General features: G+C 63.6%; 13 protein-coding genes and 1 riboswitch. Of the genes, 10 read left to right on the top strand and 3 right to left on the bottom strand.

Translation table 11 applies throughout. The features are described 5' to 3' along the window. Positions 1-88: 88 nt before the first annotated feature. Both AC4BBN_RS17315 and AC4BBN_RS17310 read left to right on the top strand, forming a co-directional pair. Positions 89-3,019, top strand: coding sequence for an EAL domain-containing protein (locus tag AC4BBN_RS17315; RefSeq protein ID WP_490593240.1), 2,931 nt, complete (start codon positions 89-91; stop codon positions 3,017-3,019). 224 nt (positions 3,020-3,243) lie between these two features. Beyond that, entirely contained in the window at positions 3,244-4,182 is a 939-nt protein-coding gene (locus tag AC4BBN_RS17310; RefSeq protein ID WP_490593239.1) for a helix-turn-helix domain-containing protein, read from the top strand. A 4-nt stretch (positions 4,183-4,186) separates the two neighbouring features. Here the strand turns inward: AC4BBN_RS17310 and AC4BBN_RS17305 are convergent, their stop codons facing one another. After that, positions 4,187-4,963 (bottom strand): transporter substrate-binding domain-containing protein, encoded by a 777-nt coding sequence (locus AC4BBN_RS17305; RefSeq protein ID WP_490593238.1) that lies wholly within the window; start codon positions 4,961-4,963, stop codon positions 4,187-4,189. 291 nt (positions 4,964-5,254) lie between these two features. Between AC4BBN_RS17305 and AC4BBN_RS17300 the strand changes: the two genes are divergently transcribed. The 8 genes from AC4BBN_RS17300 (at position 5,255) to AC4BBN_RS17265 (ending at position 14,710) form a co-directional block, all read left to right on the top strand. Next, positions 5,255-6,262 carry an N-acetyltransferase DgcN family protein gene (locus AC4BBN_RS17300; protein ID WP_490593237.1) on the top strand — a complete coding sequence of 336 codons (1,008 nt, stop codon included), beginning with the start codon at positions 5,255-5,257 and terminating at the stop codon, positions 6,260-6,262. After that, entirely contained in the window at positions 6,259-7,242 is a 984-nt protein-coding gene (gene dgcA, locus AC4BBN_RS17295) for an N-acetyl-D-Glu racemase DgcA (protein ID WP_490593236.1), read from the top strand. The genes AC4BBN_RS17300 and dgcA overlap by 4 nt, the downstream gene beginning before the upstream one ends. Before the next feature lie 228 nt (positions 7,243-7,470). Then, a complete protein-coding gene (locus AC4BBN_RS17290; protein WP_490593235.1) occupies positions 7,471-8,025 on the top strand; it encodes a DUF3455 domain-containing protein in 555 nt (184 codons plus the stop codon). Between the two features lie 45 nt (positions 8,026-8,070). Then, positions 8,071-8,664, top strand: a complete 594-nt coding sequence (locus AC4BBN_RS17285) for a sigma-70 family RNA polymerase sigma factor (RefSeq protein WP_490593234.1) — start codon at positions 8,071-8,073, stop codon at positions 8,662-8,664. Further along, entirely contained in the window at positions 8,661-9,374 is a 714-nt protein-coding gene (locus tag AC4BBN_RS17280) for an anti-sigma factor (RefSeq protein ID WP_490593233.1), read from the top strand. The genes AC4BBN_RS17285 and AC4BBN_RS17280 overlap by 4 nt, the downstream gene beginning before the upstream one ends. 18 nt (positions 9,375-9,392) lie before the next feature. Further along, positions 9,393-9,501, top strand: a riboswitch (glycine riboswitch). Between the two features lie 158 nt (positions 9,502-9,659). Next, the gene (locus tag AC4BBN_RS17275; RefSeq protein WP_490593232.1) at positions 9,660-10,892 is read left to right on the top strand and encodes a D-amino acid dehydrogenase; all 1,233 of its coding nucleotides are present in this window, start codon (positions 9,660-9,662) and stop codon (positions 10,890-10,892) included. Positions 10,893-11,320: 428 nt separating this feature from the next. Continuing rightward, positions 11,321-12,139 carry a substrate-binding periplasmic protein gene (locus AC4BBN_RS17270; protein ID WP_490593231.1) on the top strand — a complete coding sequence of 273 codons (819 nt, stop codon included), beginning with the start codon at positions 11,321-11,323 and terminating at the stop codon, positions 12,137-12,139. 111 nt (positions 12,140-12,250) lie between these two features. Next, positions 12,251-14,710, top strand: coding sequence for a putative bifunctional diguanylate cyclase/phosphodiesterase (locus tag AC4BBN_RS17265; protein ID WP_490593230.1), 2,460 nt, complete (start codon positions 12,251-12,253; stop codon positions 14,708-14,710). A 46-nt stretch (positions 14,711-14,756) separates the two neighbouring features. Here AC4BBN_RS17265 and AC4BBN_RS17260 read toward each other — a convergent pair whose 3' ends face one another. Then, on the bottom strand, positions 14,757-17,519 hold the full coding sequence (locus AC4BBN_RS17260) for a DEAD/DEAH box helicase (RefSeq protein ID WP_490593229.1): 2,763 nt from the start codon (positions 17,517-17,519) through the stop codon (positions 14,757-14,759). A gap of 381 nt (positions 17,520-17,900) precedes the next feature. Continuing rightward, positions 17,901-18,962, bottom strand: a complete 1,062-nt coding sequence (locus AC4BBN_RS17255) for an SIS domain-containing protein (RefSeq protein WP_490593228.1) — start codon at positions 18,960-18,962, stop codon at positions 17,901-17,903. Positions 18,963-18,991 lie beyond the last annotated feature (29 nt).

Genomic DNA, 18,991 nt, shown 5'->3' with positions numbered 1-18,991 from the left:
CACGTTCTTAGAACTTTCCTCATCCCGAGCCCAGCTTGTATCCGGTCCATTTAACTTGACTGCTCCATTCCTCACCGCCCGCTCCGCGATGCTGCCCAATTGGACCCGTGCGCCCGATCAAGATACCGAAGACAACCCCTGGAAGGTGGCCTTGGAGGCCTCGGGCGTCGGGGTCTGGGATTGGGATCTGGCGAGCGACACCCAAACCCATTCGCAGCGCTGGGAGGCGATTCTGGGCTATGGCGGAGGTGAGCTGGAAGGCGGCTACGCCAGCTTTGTGCGCATGGTGCATCCCGACGACTTGCCGCTGGTACAAAAGGCAGTCCAGGCCTATCTGGACGGCACGGTACCCGACTACATCATGCAGCTACGCATGCGCCACAAGGATGGGCACTGGGTCTGGATACTTTCGCATGGCCTGATCGTCAGCCGAGATGCGCAGGGCAAGCCACAGCGCATGATTGGCACCCATTCCGATATCAGCGCCCATAAGCAGTCCGAAGCGCAACTGCTGGGTCTGAATGCCCGGCTGCTGGAGCAGACCCGGCTGCTGCAGACCACCATGGCCAGTATCAGCCAGGGGCTGTTTGTGTTTGACGCGGATATGCGCCTGATCTCGTTCAACCCCCGGGTGTGCGAGCTTCTGGAGCTGCCGGAGAGCTTTCTGGCCACCCGCCCGACGCTGGAACAGATCAACCACCTTCAAACGGTGCGCGGCGACTTCGGCCCCAACGGCGGCTGGGTAGAAAGCCATGCGCGCAGCTATGTGCTGAGCGGCGGCAAGTCGGACTTACCGGCGCACTATCTTCGCGTGACGCAAAGCGGGCGTACCCTGGAGGTCAAAAGCCAGCAGTTGCCCGAAGGCGGCATGGTGCGCACCTTTGCCGACGTGTCGGACTATGTGCAGGCCCAGACTGCGCGCAAGCGCCTGGACCAGCTGTTGACGGCCATGCAGTCGTTGGCGCAAGTGGGGGGCTGGGAGGTGGACATACCGAGCAACCGCGTCTTCTGGACCGAGGGTGTCTACCGCATTTTGCAGACCACGCCGGAGGAGTACACGCCCAGCACGCCGCAGGAGGCGATAGAGCGCGTGTTTACGCCGGCCTCCATCGCCAGGATACGGGCTTCCTATGGCGATGTGCAGCACCAGCCAGCCGCGCACGACTACGAACTGGAGGCCACCACCTTCCGGGGAGAGCGCATCTGGGTGCAAGCGGTGGGAACTTCGGTCTGGAAGGACGGCCGGCTGGTGTCGCGCACCTCGGTGCTACAGAACATTACAGAGCGCAAGCAGGCCCAGCTGGCCCTGCAAGACACCGAGAACCGCTGGAAGCTGGCTTTGGAAAGCACCGGAGACGGCGTGTGGGACTGGGACGTCCAGAGCGGGGTTGAGCATTTCTCCAAACGGCTGTTGGAGATGTATGGTTTTCAGGAAGGCGAGATCCCCAATATGGCAGCGGAGCTGGACAGCCGCACCCATCCGGACGATGTGGCGCAGATGGCGCTGGACCGGGATGCCCACTTTGAGGGGCGCACCGCGATCTACCACAACGAGCACCGCATACGGTGCAAGGATGGCAGCTGGAAATGGGTGCTGAGCCGGGGCATGCTGATCAACCGCGATACCGATGGCCAGCCGCTGCGCATGATCGGCACCCACACCGACATCACCGACCGCAAATCTGCCGAGGCCCTGGTGCGCCAGCAGGCATTTTTTGACACGCTCACCGGTCTGCCCAACCGGCGCATGCTGCGCGACCGGCTGGAGCAGGAGATCAAGCGTTGCAAGCGCGACGCCCAGCAACTGGCCATCCTGTTCATTGATCTGGACCACTTCAAAGAGGTCAACGACACCCTGGGCCACGGCAATGGCGACCTGCTGCTGGTGCAGGCGGCGCAGCGCATCCAGGACTGCGTGCGTGAAGCCGATACGGTGGCCCGTATGGGCGGCGACGAGTTCACCGTGATCTTGACCGAGGTCAGCGACGCACCCCGGCTGGAGCCCACGCTGCAAAAGATTCTGCGGGCGGTGGAACAGGTATTTCAGCTAGGCAACGAGCAGGTATTTGTGTCGGCCAGCATCGGCATCACGCTGTATCCGGCCGATGCGTGCGATATTGACGACCTGCTGAAGAACGCCGACCAGGCGCTGTATGTGGCCAAGGGGGCAGGGCGCAACCGTTTCAGCTTTTTTACCCCGGCCTTGCAGGAGGCGGCGCAAACCCGGGTGCGCCTGGCCCACGACCTGCGCGCCGGCCTGCTGGAGCAGCAGTTCCGCCTGGTTTACCAGCCGATTGTGGAGCTGGCCACCGGTGCGGTGCACAAGGCCGAGGCGTTGATACGCTGGCAGCACCCGCTGCGCGGACTGGTGAGCCCAGCGGAATTCATACCGATTGCCGAGTCCAGCGGTTTGATCGTGGACATCGGCGAATGGGTGTTCCAGCAGGCGGCCTTGCAGGTGAAGGCCTGGCGCAGCAGCCTGCACCCCGACTTCCAGATCAGTGTGAACAAGTCCCCTGCGCAGTTTCACCACGACGGCAGCGGCAAACAGGCCTGGGCCCAGCAACTGCGCGCGCTGGGGTTGCCCGGTTCGAGCGTCGTGGTGGAAATCACCGAAGGCCTGCTGCTGGATGCCAACCCCCGCGTCACCGGGCACCTGCTGGAGCTGGGCGAGGCGGGCATACAGGTGTCGCTGGACGACTTTGGCACGGGCTATTCGTCGCTGTCGTATTTGCAGAAGTTTGACATTGACGTCATCAAGATCGACCAGTCGTTTGTGCGCAACTTGTGCGCCGCGTCCACCGAACTGGCGCTGTGCAAAGCCATGATCGTGATGGCCCACGAGCTCGGCATGCAGGTGGTGGCCGAGGGGGTGGAAACCGTGCAGCAGCGGGATCTGTTGAGCTCTGCAGGATGCGACTATGCCCAGGGCTACCTGTTTTCGCGTCCGGTCGCTGCGGCGGATTTCGAGAGCTATTGGTCGGTTGCACGCGCGGCGGACGGGCACTGGGATATATAAGGAATAGGGCTGTGGCGCCCATTCCGTAAAATCAGTCCGCTATAAATAAGATAGCTTTCGGGAGCTATGGCGGGCAGATTCCTTGGGTAGGCGCGCCCTGCGCACCGCCTCGCCAGTATGGCTTTGAACGCCATATGGAACATACAACCGCGTCTTCACTCCCGGGAGGTGTTTTGCGCCTAATCCTGGTCGAAAATCCATTGGCTTTATGGGGTCCATCAAACATGCAATACAACTCCCGCGGGATGGACGACTCTTACACCTCCACCCGACTCTGTTTACCGCTGGACGCAGCGCTGGCCGGCGCGCTGGCCCAGATGGTCGAGGCCATCGGCAGCCCGGACTGGTTTGACACGGTGCTGAACCTGCTGGGCACGGTCTGCGGCGTGGATTCGGGCGGTGCCATGGTGTTCCACCGGCACCAGCAGCCGCGCCGCATCCTGCACCGCTTCAACCCGCAGGAGCGCAGCCTGCCTGAAGACGCTTTCCTGTCCGGCCCCTATGTGCTGGACCCGAACTACCAGCTGTTCCTGCAGGGCTGCCCTAGCGGCGTGTACTGGCTGCGCGATATTGCGCCCGACGATTTCTACGACAGCGAGTACTACCGGGTGTTCTATTCGCAGATCGGCCTGTCAGACTCGGTAGACCTGCTGTGGCGCATCAACGAGGACACGGCGCTGAACATCTTCATTGAGCGCAGCATCCGCCACGCGAAGTTCCAGGCCACCGACCTGCTGGCCATTCGAACGCTGGCGCCCATCATCCTGTCGGCTACCGCCAGGCATTACGCGCTGACGGCCGCTGCCGCCGAGCGTGACAGCGACAAGCTGACCCACCGCAAGGTGCAGAGCACCGTGGAGAACTTCGCCAGCTCGCTGCTGACCCAGCGCGAGCGCCAGGTGTTGTTCTACATGATCAGCGGCTACTCGTCGGCGCTGACGGCCGAGCGCCTGAAGACCACCGAGGGAACGATCAAGATCCACCGCAAGAACATCCACCGCAAGCTGGACATCGGCTCGCAAGCCGAGCTGTTCTCGCTGTTCATACACTGCATCCCGTTTGCCGAACCGGATGCGGCGCTGGACCCGCTGGCGGTCTACCAAAGCGCACCGGCCTCCAGTAGGCACAAGACGCTGCTGGAGGCCGGGCCGGCACAATGCTGAACGGTTACTTGCCGTAGACGTCGAAGTCGAAGTACTTGTCGGCGATCTTCTTGTAGCTGCCATTGGCGTGCACGGCCTTCAGTGCGGTATTGAAGTCGGCCTTCAGCTTGGCGTCGGTCTTGCGCATGGCCACACCCGTGCCGTAGCCCAGCACCGCAGTGTCTTTCAGCTCGTAGCTGGCGAACTCGAAGGGCTTGCCCTCGGGCTTGGCCAGAAAGCCCATTTTCATCTCCACCAGGTTGCCGATGATGGCGTCCAGCCGGCCCGAGGCGATGTCCAGGTACGAGTCCTGGGTGGACTCGTAGCGCTGGATGGTGGCGCCCGCCTTGGCGTAGTATTTTTCGGCGTAGTCGGCCTCGGTCGAGCCTTTCAGTACGCCGACCTTTTTGCCCTTCAGCGCGGCTGGCGAGCCGTCCAGGCCGCTGCCGTGCTTGACGATCACGCGGTAGGGGATGTCGGTGATCTTGTCGCTGAAGGTAACAGTCTTGCGGCGCTCGTCGGTCACTGTCATGCCCGACATGACCATGTCGAACTTGCGCGCCAGCAGCGAGGGCACGATGGCGTCCCAGGGCGACTCGACAAACACACAGCGGCGCTTCATCTCGGCGCAGATCGCCTGGCCGAGATCGATCTCAAAGCCCACCAGCTTGCCGTCGGGGGCTTTGTACTCAAACGGCTCGTAGGTGGCATCGGTGCCGATGCGCAGGTCTTTCTGCTCGGTCGCCTGGACGGAGAGGCCAAGCACCAGGCCGGCCATGGCGAGTAGGTAGTGGAGTTTCATCGGTGGTTCCTGCAGGTTGGGGCGCCGGATCGGCGCGGGATAAGCGGTGGTTGCGGTGGAAGCGCGGCGCAAGAATACGGTGATTCGGCCCGCTGAAAACGGGCTCTACCCCCAGAGGGATAGAGCGGTTTGGCGGCGCACAGTACGGGCGAATGGCGGCCTATCCCGCTGGGTGTAGCCGGGTGCGGAAGGTCATGTTGTGGGTCTGGATAGCGCTTACGCTTGCCCTCGCCAAAGCCTTTGGCGCGCGACCGGCTGTGCGATGACAGGCCGTTTGAACCCTTGAGAAAAATGCACCAACTACGTAAACCTTATCTGTTGTTTCTGGGCGATGTCACGCTGAAGTCCGACGCCAAAACCGCCTATGGCCTGCGCGACTGGTGTGCCGATGCCGTGCTCGGCGAATGGAGCCTGCCGGCCGCTACGGTCAGCCTGGGCCTGACCCGTTTGTCGCCGCAACAGGCCGCGCAGCAGGGCGCGGGTTCGCTGGTGGTCGGTGTGGCCGCCGTCGGCGGTATGCTGCCCGAACACTGGCTGGCCGAGCTGGAGGCCGCGCTGGACGCGGGCCTGGACATCGTCAGCGGCCAGCATTCGCGGCTCAGCGCGTTCCCGCGCCTGGTGCAGGCGGCGCAGCGCAGCGGCGCGCGGCTCATCGATGTGCGGCATTCCGACCAGACATTCCCCGCCGGCACCGGCCGCAAGCGCAGCGGCCAACGCGTGCTGACCGTCGGCACCGACTGCGCACTGGGCAAGAAATACACCGCCCTGGCCCTGGCCCAGGCGCTGCAAAAGCAGGGCGCGGCTGCCACCTTCCGCGCTACCGGCCAGACCGGGGTGATGATCGCCGGCGAGGGCGTGGCCATCGACGCGGTGATCTCCGACTTCGTGGCCGGCGCGGCCGAGCAGCTGTCGCCCGATAACGGGCCCGGCCACTGGGACGTGATCGAAGGGCAGGGCGCCTTGTTCCACCCCGCCTACGCGGGCGTGACCCTGGGCCTGCTGCATGGCTCGCAGCCCGATGCGCTGGTGCTGTGCCACGACCCGGCGCGCCAAACCATAGAGGGCTATCCGGGCTTCCCGATTCCCGACTTGCAGGTCGCTATCGACCGCTATGTCGAAGCCGGCCGCCTGACCAACCCGGCGGTGCGCTGCGTCGGCATCAGCATCAACTCGTCCAGCCTGTCGGATGCCGAGTGGGATGCCTACGCCAGCCGATTGCGCAGTGCATTGCGGTTGCCGGTGGTCGACCCGATGCGCGGCGGCGTGGACGCGATTGCCAAAGCCTTGCTGCAAGCATGATCCGCGGCCAGACCCGCATCGAGAGCTGGGCTTTGCACGAGCCCTTCGAGATCGCCCGCGAAGTCATCACCGACCAGGCGGTGCTGCTGCTGACCCTGACCGATGCCGCCGGCCATAGCGGCCAGGCAGAAGCCGCCGGGGTCGATTACGACGGCGAGACCCCGGCCAGCATGGCCGCGCAGATCGCCGCGCTGCTGCCGCGCCTGCACGACGGACTGAGCGGCGCCGAGCTGCTGGAGTGGCTGCCGGCCGGCGGCGCGCGCAATGCGCTGGACTGCGCGCTGTGGGACCTGCGCGCCAAGCAAAGCGGCGTGCCGGTGTGGCAGGCGGCTGGCCTGCCGGCATTGCAGCCGGTAACCACCGCCTTCACCATCGGCTTGGGCGACGAAGCCACGACGCGGCGCAAGGCCCGCGCGGCCCGCCACTTCCCTTTGCTCAAGCTCAAGGTGGATGCGCAGCGCCATCTGGACGTGGTGCGCTGGGTGCGCGAGGAGCACCCAGGCGCGCGCCTGGTGGTCGATGCGAACCAGGGCTGGTCGCCCGCGCTGTTGCGCGAGCTGCTACCTGCACTGGCCGCCGCCCGCGTCGAGCTGGTCGAGCAGCCGCTGGCCCGCGGCCAGGACGCCGCGCTGGACGGCCTGCAGCCGCTGATTCCGCTGGCCGCCGACGAATCCTGTACCGACCGGGCTTCGGTGGGCGCCCTGGTGGGCCGCTACCAGTTCGTCAACATCAAGCTGGACAAATGCGGTGGACTTACCGAGGCGCTGGCCCTGGCTGCCGAGGCCCGGCGGCTCGGCCTGGGGCTAATGGTCGGCAATATGTGCGGTACCTCACTGGCGATGGCGCCGGCGTTTCTGCTGGCGCAGAGCTGCACCTATGTAGACCTGGACGGCCCCTTGCTGCAGCAGCAGGACCGGGCGCTGCCGCTGCAGTACGACCGGGGCGTGATCCAGCCGCCGTCGCCGGCACTGTGGGGGTAATGCTATCGAAATGAGGGTGAAAACCTTGAATGAAATGGGCCGCTAGCGCTTATTTAATATGCGCTGGTAGCTATTGAATCGATAGCTATTTTTGTGGATTTTCTGTTCCGGCGTAAAAATATTTGCGCTGGAGTGCATCCAAAACTGCGTCTGGTGGGTAGTACCTACAGCAGCCCAAAAAAGCTGCCTGTTGTCCTTATCCGCTTAACTCATTTTTGGAGCACTTCCATGTCGATCAAACCTCTCTCTTTGCTTGCTGTTGTTTCCGCTGCCGTGGTGCTGAGTGCCTGCGGTTCCATGAAACCCATGCAGCCCATGTTCAGCCAGGACAGCCTGCCCGAAGCCGTCAAAGTGCCCATGGGCAACAAAGTAGCCATGGAAACCGTAGGCGTGGGTGAGATCACCTACGAATGCCGCGACAAGGCGAACGCCCCTGGCATGACCGAGTGGGTGTTCGTAGGCCCGAACGCCGCGCTGAACGACCGCAGCGGCAAACAGGTCGGCAAGTACTACGGCCCACCGGCCACCTGGGAATCCCTGGACGGCTCCAAGCTGACGGCCACCCAGCTGGCCGTTGCACCAGCCGGCGCCGGCAACATCCCTTACCAACTGGTCAAGGCCAACCCCGCCATGGGCATGGGCGCGATGGCCGGCGTAACCCACATCCAGCGCGTGGCGACCAAGGGCGGCGTGGCACCGGCCAGCGCTTGCAGCCCGGCCAACAAGGGCGCCAAAGAAATCGTCAAGTACCAGGCCGACTACATCTTCTGGAAGGCCGTCTAAGCCCTGCAGCAGCGGTAGCCCGCGCGGCGGCTAACATGGGGCTCTATGCATGACCCAGCAGATGGCCGCCCTGTGACGACTGCTACCGATGAATTCGACTACGAACGTGCCCTGCAGGCCTGCGCCAGCGGCGACCGCCAGGCGCTGCAGGACATTTACCGCCAGGAGAGCCGCCATCTGCTGGGGGTGGCGCTGCGCATCGTGCGGCAACGCCAGCAGGCGGAGGACGTGGTGCACGACGCTTTCATGAAGATCTGGACCCAGGCCGCCAGCTTCGACCCCCAGCGGGGGGCTGGCCGCGGCTGGATCTACAGCGTGTTGCGGCACCAGGCGCTGAATGCGGTGCGCAGCCAGGGCCGCGAGGTGTCGGTCGACGAGGAAACCGCCGAGGCGCTGGACGCCGAACATTCCATCGCCGCCCACGCCGAGGTGGCCGATGCCTTCGAGCTGAATATGAGCCTGGGCAAGCTGAACGACTGCCTGGCCCGGCTGGAGCCGGCGCGGCGCAATTGCATTCTGTATGCCTATGTGGACGGCTGCTCGCATGGCGAAATCGCCGAACGCACGCGCACGCCGCTGGGCACCGTCAAGGCCTGGATCAAGCGCGGCATGGGCAGCCTGAAGGAGTGCATGGCATGAGCGCGCCGCAAGAAACGCAAGACCTGGCCGCCGAATACGTGCTCGGCACCTTATCGGCCGTGCGCCGTCGCGAGGTGGAGCAGCGCCTGGCCCACGATGCCGATTTGCGCGCTGCGGTGCAGGGCTGGGAGGCGCGCCTGCTGCCCCTGACTGCCCTGGCCGAGCCGGTCGAGCCGTCATCCCAGCTATGGCAACGCATCGAAAACAGTGTGGACCACGCCATGGCGCCACGTCGGCGGCCGGTGCCTGCGGCCAAGGCCGGTTGGTGGAACAGCCTGGACCTGTGGCGCGGCCTGGCCGGCGCTGGTTTTGCCGCTGCGGCCATCATGGCTTCGGTGCTGGTGACGCGCCAGGACATGCAGCCGGCCAGCCCGCAGTACGTGGTGGTGCTGGTGGCGCCACAGGACAAGGCGCCTGGCTGGGTGATCCAGGCGAGCAATCCGCAGCGGCTGAGCCTGATCCCACTAGGGCAGGCCACGGTGCCTCAGGATAGGTCCTTACAGTTCTGGACCAAAGGCGAGAATTGGAGTGGACCGGTGTCTCTGGGCCTGGTCAAACCGGGCCAAACCCTGCAGATTCCGCTGGACAAGCTGCCGCCGCTGCAGCCCAACCAACTGTTTGAGCTGACGCTAGAGCCCGCAGCCGGCTCGCCGATCAACCGGCCGACTGGGCCCATCCAGTTCATAGGCCGGGCGGTCAAGGTGTTGTGAGGACGCGTGCGATAATGAGCGCAGGTACCGGGAGAGTCTGAGGCCCTTGTTGCACAACAAGCTGGCTCTTAGCGCCGAAGGAGCAACCGCCCCGGAAACTTTCAGGCAAAAGGACCGGTACCTGTCACACACATCTGAAGAGCAACCGGGTTTCGTCATCCGGTTCACCGCAGGAGCAAGCGGCCTGGCTATATGCCGGCCGTGAATCTCTCAGGTCCAAAACAGAGGGGCGATAGCTGCGCATGCTTGTTGCTATCCCCACTTTGACGTTTTGGAACTCTCATCATGAAAAAGTTTGCTGGTCATTTTGCCGTTATCGGCGGCGGTATCACGGGCGTCACCACGGCCTACGCTTTGGCAAAACGCGGTTTTGCCGTCACCTTGTTCGAAAAGCACCGCTATGCGGCCATGGAAACATCGTTTGCCAATGGCGGGCAGTTTTCGGTTTCGAACGCCGAAGTGTGGAACCACTGGTCTACCGTGCTGAAGGGGCTGAAGTGGATGCTCAAGAGCGACGCACCTTTGCTGGTCAACCCCAAGCCCAGCTGGCACAAGCTGGCCTGGTTTGCCGAGTTCATTGCGGCCATACCGCACTACGAGAAGAACACGGTAGAGACCACCCGCCTGGCGATTGCCGCGCGCGAGCATCTGAATGCCTGGGCCGACGCAGAAGGCCTGGACTTCGACCACAAGCGCGAAGGCATCCTGCATATTTATCGCGATAAAGCCGGTTTCGACCAGGCGGGCAAGGTGTCCAAATTGCTGGCCCAGGGTGGGCTGGATCGCCGCGCTGTCACGCCGCAAGAGATGCGCGCCATTGAACCCACCCTGGCCGGCAACTACTACGGCGGCTATTTCACCGAAAGCGACACCACGGGCGACATCCATAAGTTCAGCACCGGCATGGCTTTGGCGGCCGAGCGCCTGGGCGTACAAACCCGTTATGGCCAGCACATAGACGCCGTGCACAGTGACGGCAAGCAAGTGACGGTCACGGCGAACGATGGTGACCAGCGCCAGGCCCATGTGTTTGACGGTGTGGTGGTTTGCGCCGGTACTGCCAGCCGGGACCTGGCGGCGCAGTTGGGTGACCGCGTCAATATCTATCCCGTTAAAGGCTATTCCATTACGGTGAATTTGCAGGACGCCCAGAGCCAGGCATCTGCACCGATGGTGAGCCTGCTGGACGACGGCACCAAATTGGTCACCAGCCGCTTGGGGCTTGACCGCTTCCGTGTGGCCGGCACGGCAGAGTTCAACGGCTATAACCGCGACATTCGGGCCGACCGTATCCGTCCTTTGGTGGAGTGGGTACAGCAGTGCTTTCCGGGTGTGCGTACCGAAAGCGTGGTGCCCTGGGCCGGGCTGCGCCCCATGATGCCCAACATGCTGCCGCGCGTGGGACAGGGCAAGCGACCTGGCGTGTTTTACAACACAGGGCACGGGCACCTGGGCCTGACTCTTTCGGCCGTGACGGCCGATATGGTGGGGGCCATCGTTGCCTCCAGCTACGCCTAGTCCTGGCTATCCGCGCGGGCGCTCATAGGTGCGCAGCAGGCTGCTTTTATTGGCCACGCCCAGGTAGGATCTGTGCGTGTTGTTGTTGCCCGTCGCTCCGGGCAAGACGGAGTAGTTTGACTTCGTAAATGGCCCAGGCTTGGGTCAAATAGGCAGCCCAGCAGAGCTATAAAAAATGTGGAGTAGGCGCCGCGCACCGAGCCTGGTCGCACATTTCCCAGGGGGCCCACCTTCATGTATCGCAGGCTGGGGGCATGCCTATGGCCGGCATGCAACCCACTTTATTGGCGCAGCTTCGGTTAAATTTTGAGGCTCACGAGAGGCTCATACTTGTAACGTGTAGTATCGCCATCTTGTCTAGGCATATTTCTGTAATTGCTTTCCTCGATAGTAGACTCTTTCACAGCTTACGGGTTCAAAGGGCGTTCATGTTCAACCGCTTTCCATCCAAAGTGACATGGCCTCGGTGCGTGCGTCCGGCATTCTTGCTGCTCGTTCTGGCGTCGTTGGCCTCGTTTGCTTGGGCGGCTGAAACATGCAAACAGCTGGTTGCTACGGGCAACCCCGAGTACCCCCCGTATTTGTGGCGTGACCCCGCTGACAACAACCGTTTGATGGGCGCCAATGCTGATTTGGTGCAAATGGTGGCCAAGGAGATCGGTATCCCGATTGAGGTACGTTATGCCGGCTCCTGGGCCCGAGTGCAGGAGGAGGCCAAGCTGGGGCGTGTTGATCTGGTTGCCGGTGCTTTCTTTACCGTGGACCGCCTGGACTATATGGACTACGTCTATCCATCGTTCCGCGAGACGCGTTCTTTGGTGTGGGGCCGCCAGTCTGCCCCGATCAAATACCAGCGCTGGGCAGACTTGCAGGGCCTGTCCGGCGTGACCGTTATCAATAATAGTTTTGGCGAGGATTTCGACCGCTTTGCCAAAACTTCGTTGAAGATAGCTACCGTACCGAGCCTGGAGCAGGCGCTCAAGATGTTGCAGTTAGGTCGGGTGGACTATTTGGTTTACGAGGAATCGCCGGCTTTGGCCTACATTGCCAAGCTGGGCATCGATGGGTTGCTGCCTATGGCTGCGTCCATCAGTAACGAGAGCCTCTACCTGACGCTTTCGCACAAGTCTCCCTGCAACAGCAGTGAATTGCGTGCTGCATTGGCCAAGGCCATGTACAAGCTGGCACGCCAGAACGTGATGAAGAAAATGATCGATTCCAACATCCAGCTATGGCGCACGAAATAAAGCCCACAGCGATGGGACGTAGCAGGTGTTAGTAGCCTGCATATACAGCTACCTCCCGGAGGACATCCGTCGGAAAAGGACCGCGTGCCGAAGCTATCCCTAAGACAAATCATGACGCTGGGCGTAGCGCTTGGCATTGTGTTGCCTGCCTTGGTGCTGGGTAGCCTAATTGTGAACAACCGGTACGAGCGCGAGCTGGCCCTGCGCATACGCGAGCCCATGTTGCAGTACACCCAGCTGCTGTCCAGCGGCCTGGGCATACCGATCTGGAACGTGGACAAGGCGGTGGCCAAGCAGTTGATGGACTCTGTCATGCGCAACGCCGACGTGGTGGGCGTGAGGATCGATGACGAATTTGGCAAGGTCTTTGTTTCCAGTGAATCTGCGGGTCGGCGCCAGGGCACGGTGCTGAGCCAGCAAAGCGATATCTTGATGGATGGGCGGCGTGTGGGCCGTGTCACGGTGGAGCTCAGCACCGCCCGCGTTGTGGGGCAGCTATGGGCCGACTTCACCCGGCTGGGCCTGTTCATCCTGGCCCAGGTGGGCATTTCATTTCTGCTGGTGTTCTTGCTGGTGGAGCGCCGTGTGGTTCGCCCCTTGTATAGGCTGCAAATGGCCACGGCTAGGCTAGCGCGTGGCGAGCTGGACCAGGCGCTAGACTGGCACAGACACGATGAGATCGGCAGCCTCGCGTACAGCCTGGACAAGATGCGCGCGTCCCTCGGCCGGGCCATTGCCGAGCGTGACGCGAAGAATGCAGACCTGCAGCAGGAGCTGTATGACCGCCTGCGTGCCGAGCACGCTCTGCGTTTTACCGAGGCCAAGTTCAAGGCCATCTTCCATGCTTCGCCGCTGGCCATGACGGTGAGCCGCAACGAGCCCGACTACCTGATTGCCGACATCAACGACGCGGGACTGCGCCAGTTTGGTCTGCTACGCGACGACCTGGTCGGCGCCCGGCATGCGGTGCTGTGGTGCAACCCACAGGACCAGACCAATGTGCTGAACGTGATTGAGCGTGTAGGTCAAATCAAGGGCTATGAGGCTTGGTTGCACCGGGGTGACATACTGCCGGCGCGCGCCCAGGAAGACTTGGCTGCAGGCGCCAAGAGCACGATGGTGGAAGGGCGTGAAGACGCCATCCTTTGCGAAATCTCTGGCCGCAAGATCGATGTGGGCAGCGAGCAGCTGTTCGTGTTGGTACTGGAAGATGTGACCGAGCGCAAGCGCGCTGCCGAGATGATTTGGAACCAGGCCAACTTTGACCGCCTGACCGGCCTGCCGAACCGGCATATGTTCCAAAACCGGCTGGAGCAGGATATGGCGGCTGCCGAGCGCGACGGCTGTTCTCTGGCGCTGGTGTTTTTTGACCTGGACTTGTTCAAGGAAGTCAATGACACGCTGGGCCACGAAGTAGGCGACATGCTGCTGCAGGAGGCGGCGCGTCGCCTGCGCGTGGGCGTGCGGCAAACGGACCTGGTGGCCCGCCTGGGCGGCGACGAGTTCACCCTGATCCTCAGCGGTCTGACGGATGTAGGCTATGTGCACCATATCGTACAGGGTGCGCTGCAGCGCCTGGCCGAGCCCTTTTTGCTGGCCGGGCAGCAGGTACACATCTCCACCAGTGCTGGTTTGACCTTCTACCCGCAGGATGCAACCCAGGTAGAGGCTTTGCTGAAGAACGCCGACCAGGCCATGTATGCCGCCAAGAGCCAGGGGCGCAACCGCTACACCGTGTTTACGCCGTCCATGCAGGACGCGGCGCAGAAGCGCATGCGGCTCATCAACGACCTGCGTGTGGCGATAGCCGAGCAACAGTTCAGCGTTTTCTACCAACCCATTGTGGACCTGCGTACCGGCCATATCCACAAGGCCGAGGCCTTGGTACGCTGGCACCACCCGGTAGATGGCATGGTCAGCCCGGCCGACTTTGTGCCTATCGCCGAAGAGACCGGCATGATCGTGGACATAGGCAACTGGGTTTTCAGCGAGGCGGTGCAACAGGCGGCGGCCTGGCGCAAGACGCACGACCCGCAGTTCCAGGTCAGCGTGAATGTATCGCCGGTGCAGTTTCGCAACGAAGGCATAGACCAGGTCACCTGGCTGGCGCATTTGCAAGCTGCCGATATGCCGGGCGAGGCGGTGATGATCGAGATCACTGAAGGCCTGCTGATGGACGCCGGCGGCAACGTCACCGAGCAACTGCGCAGTTTCCGTCAGGCCGGCATAGGCCTTTCTCTGGACGACTTCGGTACCGGCTACTCCTCGCTGTCTTATCTGAAGAAATTTGACATCGATATTCTGAAGATCGATCAGGCCTTTGTGCGCAACCTCACTGCCGGTTCGGACGATATGGCTTTGTGTAACGTGATCATCGTCATGGCCCATACACTGGGCCTGAAGGTGGTGGCCGAGGGCGTGGAAACGCAGGAGCAGTGCGATCTTCTGGCTGCCGCCGGCTGTGACTACGGCCAGGGTTATCTGTTCGCGCGGCCTACGCCAGCGGCAGATATGCCGTTGAACCTTGCGTGGAAGCCTGCCCCCCAAGCTACGTACTCAATGAGCATCTAGCGCTTGTATTGCTTGCGCTGGTAGCTATATTTTTTATAGTGTGCGTCTAGGGCCGGCTGCCCGTTCGGCCCCAGCGGCGGGCAGCTTCTTCCGGGGTTGGCGGGCTTGGGGGGCTCTGTGCCAAGGTCGCCAGCGGTGCCAGCAGCGCATCCAGATCAGCGGCGTCAAACTTCAGCGCTCCGGCCGTGTCGTGGCCCAGCACGCTGTCGGCCAGCGCCAGTTTGCGCGCCTGCAGCTCCAGCATGCGCTCTTCGATGCTGCCTTCCACCACCAGCTTGTAGACGAACACCGGCTGGTCCTGGCCGATGCGGTGGGCGCGGGCCGTCGCCTGTTCCTCCACAGCAGGGTTCCACCACGGGTCCATGTGGATCACGGTGTCAGCGGCAGTCAGGTTCAGGCCGACGCCGCCGGCCTTCAGGCTTAGCAGCAGCACCGGAACTTCCTGCGCCTGGAAGCGCCGCACCACCGCGCCACGCTCCTTTGGCAGCGTCTTGCCGGTGAGGCTGAGAAACGGCAGTTCCAGCGAAGGCAGCTGCTCGGCCACCAGCTCCAGCAGCTCGGTGAATTGCGAAAACACCAGCACGCGCCGGCCTTCGGCCACCAGCGCGGGCAGCATGTCGCTCAGCAGCTCCAGCTTGGCGCGCTCCATAGTCTTGGCGGGCTTGCTGCCTTTGACCAAATGGGGGTCGCAGCACACCTGGCGCAGCTTCAGTAGCGCGTCCAGGATGCTGATCTGCGCGCCATTGAAGCTTTGGCGCTGCAGCACGCGGCGCACCTGCACATCGGCCGCCGCGCGCACGCCTTCATACAGCTCGCGCTGCTGGCCTTGCAGCTGCACGCGCTGGATCACCTCGGTGCGCGGCGGCAGTTCGCTGGCCACATCCTGCTTGCGCCGGCGCAGGATGAACGGGCGTACGCGCTGGGCCAGCAGTGCGGCGCGCAGGGTCTCGCCGTTTTCTTCAATCGGCTTGCGCCAGCGCGCAGCAAAGTGGCGGGCGTCGCCCAGAAACCCCGGCATCAGCCAGTCGAACTGGGTCCAGAGTTCGCCCAGGTGGTTCTCCATCGGCGTGCCAGTCATGCACAGGCTGTGCCGTGTCTGCAGACGGCGCAGGGCGCGGGCGCTGCGGCTGCCGGCGTTCTTCACCACCTGCGCTTCATCGAGGATCACCAGATGGAAGTGCTGCTCTGCCAGCTTATCCATATCGCGCCACAGCAGCGGGTAGGTGGTCAGCACCAGGTCGTAGCCGGCCATCTGCGCAAACAGCGCGCTGCGCTCCGGCCCCTGCAGTGTGAGCACGCGCAAGCCCGGTGCCATGCGTTGCGCCTCGGCCTGCCAGTTGAAGACCAGCGAGGTTGGCAGCACCACCAGCGCCGGCAGATCCAGCCGGCCCGCATTTTTCTCGGTCAGCACATGGGCCAGCGCCTGCGCGGTTTTGCCCAGGCCCATGTCGTCGGCCAATATGCCGCCCAGGCTGTGCGCGCGCAGATATTGCAGCCAGGCCAGGCCTTCGAACTGGTAGCCGCGCAGCTGCACCTGCAGGCCGGCGGGTGCGGCCACTGGCTGCGGCGCGCCCAGCGCCTTCAATCGTTTCGCCAGGCTCGCCAGGCCCAGATCGCCCTGCAATTGCCAAGTGTTGTGCGCGCCGACACGGTGCGCGTCCAGCAGGCTGGCGCGTAGTGCATCCAGGCGCCGGGCCTCCCAGGCGCCCAGCTTCAGCAGGCCCAGGTTCTGCGCGCGCAGCGGGTCGGTCAGCAGGTCGACCATGGCGCCGATGATGGCCTTCAGCGGCGCGGCCGGCGCGTCGATGCGGCGGCCGCCAGGTGCGCGCAGCGAGACGATGGCCAGGTCATCAATGCCTGCAATCTGCGCAGCGTTCAGCCAGCGTCTATCGCGGCGCAGCAGGTCGGCCAGCATCGGCGCCAGGTCCAGCGTTTCTCCGTCGATGTCGATGCCTAGACTCAACAGCCAGGCACCTTCGCGCGCCGGCAGCTGCAGCTTCTCCACGCCGCGCCCGGGCTTGACCAGCGGGCTGTCCAGCTCCTTGCCGATGATCTCGCCCGTATCTGGGCTGACCACCAGCTTCCAGCGTTGCACCGGTACGCTTTCATGCGCGAAGCCGGGCTTCACCACCACCGACCAGCCCAGGGCCTGCAACTGCGGCACCTGGTCGGCCCAGAAGTCGCCAAAGAATGCTTCCTGCGGCAGGGTCCACACAGGGCCTATCAACGGGCTGTGGTCGCGGCTGCGCCACTGGAAAGAGCTCGGGTCCAGCGGCACGAAACCCATGTCCCATACCCTGTCCATCGCATCCGCCTCGGCAGCCAAGTCGCGCCGCATTTTGACGACTGGGCCGCCGGTGTCGAACAGTTCTTGAACGGCGGCAGGGCGGTTGTTCAGGATCGAGGTTGGCGCCGGTGTCTGCCAGCGCGCGCCGCCGTCGGTGTGGTACGTCCAGTCGAATTGCGCCAGCGTCACGCTGTCGCCGCGCGGGCCTAGCTTGCCCTGCGGCTTCAGGCCCAGCAGGCCATCGCCACGGCCCAGCGTTTGCAGGGTGAGGCGTGGGCGGAAGTGGCCGGTGACAGCTTCGGTCGGCGGTGCTGGCGGCAGCGTTGCTTCCGCCTCCTGTGGACGATCTACGCGCAGCACGGCCATGACCCGCGCCGCATCTTCGTCAGCCAGGGTTGGCAGGCTTTTCAGCGTCGCAGCATCGGCCTGGCGCCGCAGCGCATCGACCCAGGCGGCCACAGCCTGGTCGCGCCGGTCGGCGCTGGGGGGCAGATTCGGGGGGCTGGTGCGGGGTCGGGCCATGCGGGGATTGTGCCGCGCGGGGTGGCTAGAACAAAAAGACAAGCCCCATCCTAGCCAGAGGTTTGTAGAGCCTCCTCCGGCTATCGAATTGCTACAAAAAAGTGATTAATTTATAGGAATAAAAATACCTGATTAGTTACTTGCCTCAGACACACCACCACAACCGTTCGCCCTGAGCTTGTCGAAGGAGCCTGTCCTGAGCTTGTCGAAGGGCTCAGGTTGCAAGCCCTTCGACAAGCTCAGGGCGAACGGGGGGGGGCATGGGCGTGCTTGCGTTCTGAGGCATGTACCTAATCAGGTAAAAATAACTGCTAGCGCAGGTATCGCCTGCGCTAGCAGCTATCAAATTCATATCAATTTTTTATAAAACCAACTGCAAGCTCAGCGCGTGCTGGTGACCTTGGACAAATGCCTAGGCCGATCCGGGTCCTGGCCGCGGGCGCGGGCTACGGCTTCGACCAGCAGGTAGAAGCTTTGGATGGCGGTGATGGGGTCCAGGTCTTCGTGCGGGGCGGTGGCCAGGGTCAGGTCGCGGCTGGTGACATCCTTGGGCGCTGCCAGCAGCACGCGGGCGCCGCGCTCGCGCATTTCTGCGGCCAGGGCTACCAGGCTGGCCTGGGCGGGGCCGCGTGGGGCGAACACCAGCATGGGGTAGGCGTCGCTGACCAGGGCCATGGGGCCGTGTTTGACCTCGGCGGCACTGAAGGCTTCGGCCTGGATGCCGCAGGTTTCCTTGAACTTCAGCGCGGCTTCATTGGCAATGGCCAGGCCGGGGCCGCGGCCTATGACCATCAGCCGCTCGGCGTTCAGCAGCGGCGCGATGGCGGCGGACCAGTCTTGCTGGCAGGCTTGGTGCAGCGCGTCGGGCAGGCCGGCCATGTGGGCGATGAAGTCGTTTTGTTCGCTCCAGCAGGCGGCCAGGCGGGCGCCGGCGACCAGGGCGCAGATGAAGCTCTTGGTGGCGGCCACGCTGAGCTCGGGGCCGGCGTGCAAGGGCATGGCCCAGTCCACGGCGGCGGCCAGTGGCGAGGCCACGTCGTTCACCAGGGCCACGGTGCTGGCACCCGCGCGCTGGAATAGCTGCATGGGCTCTACAAGGTCCGGGCTGCGGCCAGATTGCGAGATGGAGATGGCCAGCATGTGTTCTATGGCCAGCGGCGCCTTGTAAAGGGTCAGCAGCGACATGGGCAGGGATGTGACCAGCTGGCCGTTGCGCGCCATGATCAGGTAGGCCATGTAGGCGGCTGCGTGGTCCGAGCTGCCGCGTGCAATGGTCACGGTGCCACTGGGCGGGCGGGCGCGCAGGGCTGCGCCCAGGGCGGCATAGCGGTCGGCATCGGCGGCAAGTTGCAGCTGGACTTGTTGGGCGGATGCGACCGCCTCGGCGTACATATGGGTAGAGGGGGTAGAGGGGGTAGTGGGGGTGTGAGTGGATACCGTCATGGCGCTGTGGTGTGGTGACTTGTTGGGCC

Source organism: Rhodoferax sp. SPJ21 (assembly GCF_058216335.1).
This window is presented reverse-complemented; position numbering and strand designations above follow the sequence as displayed.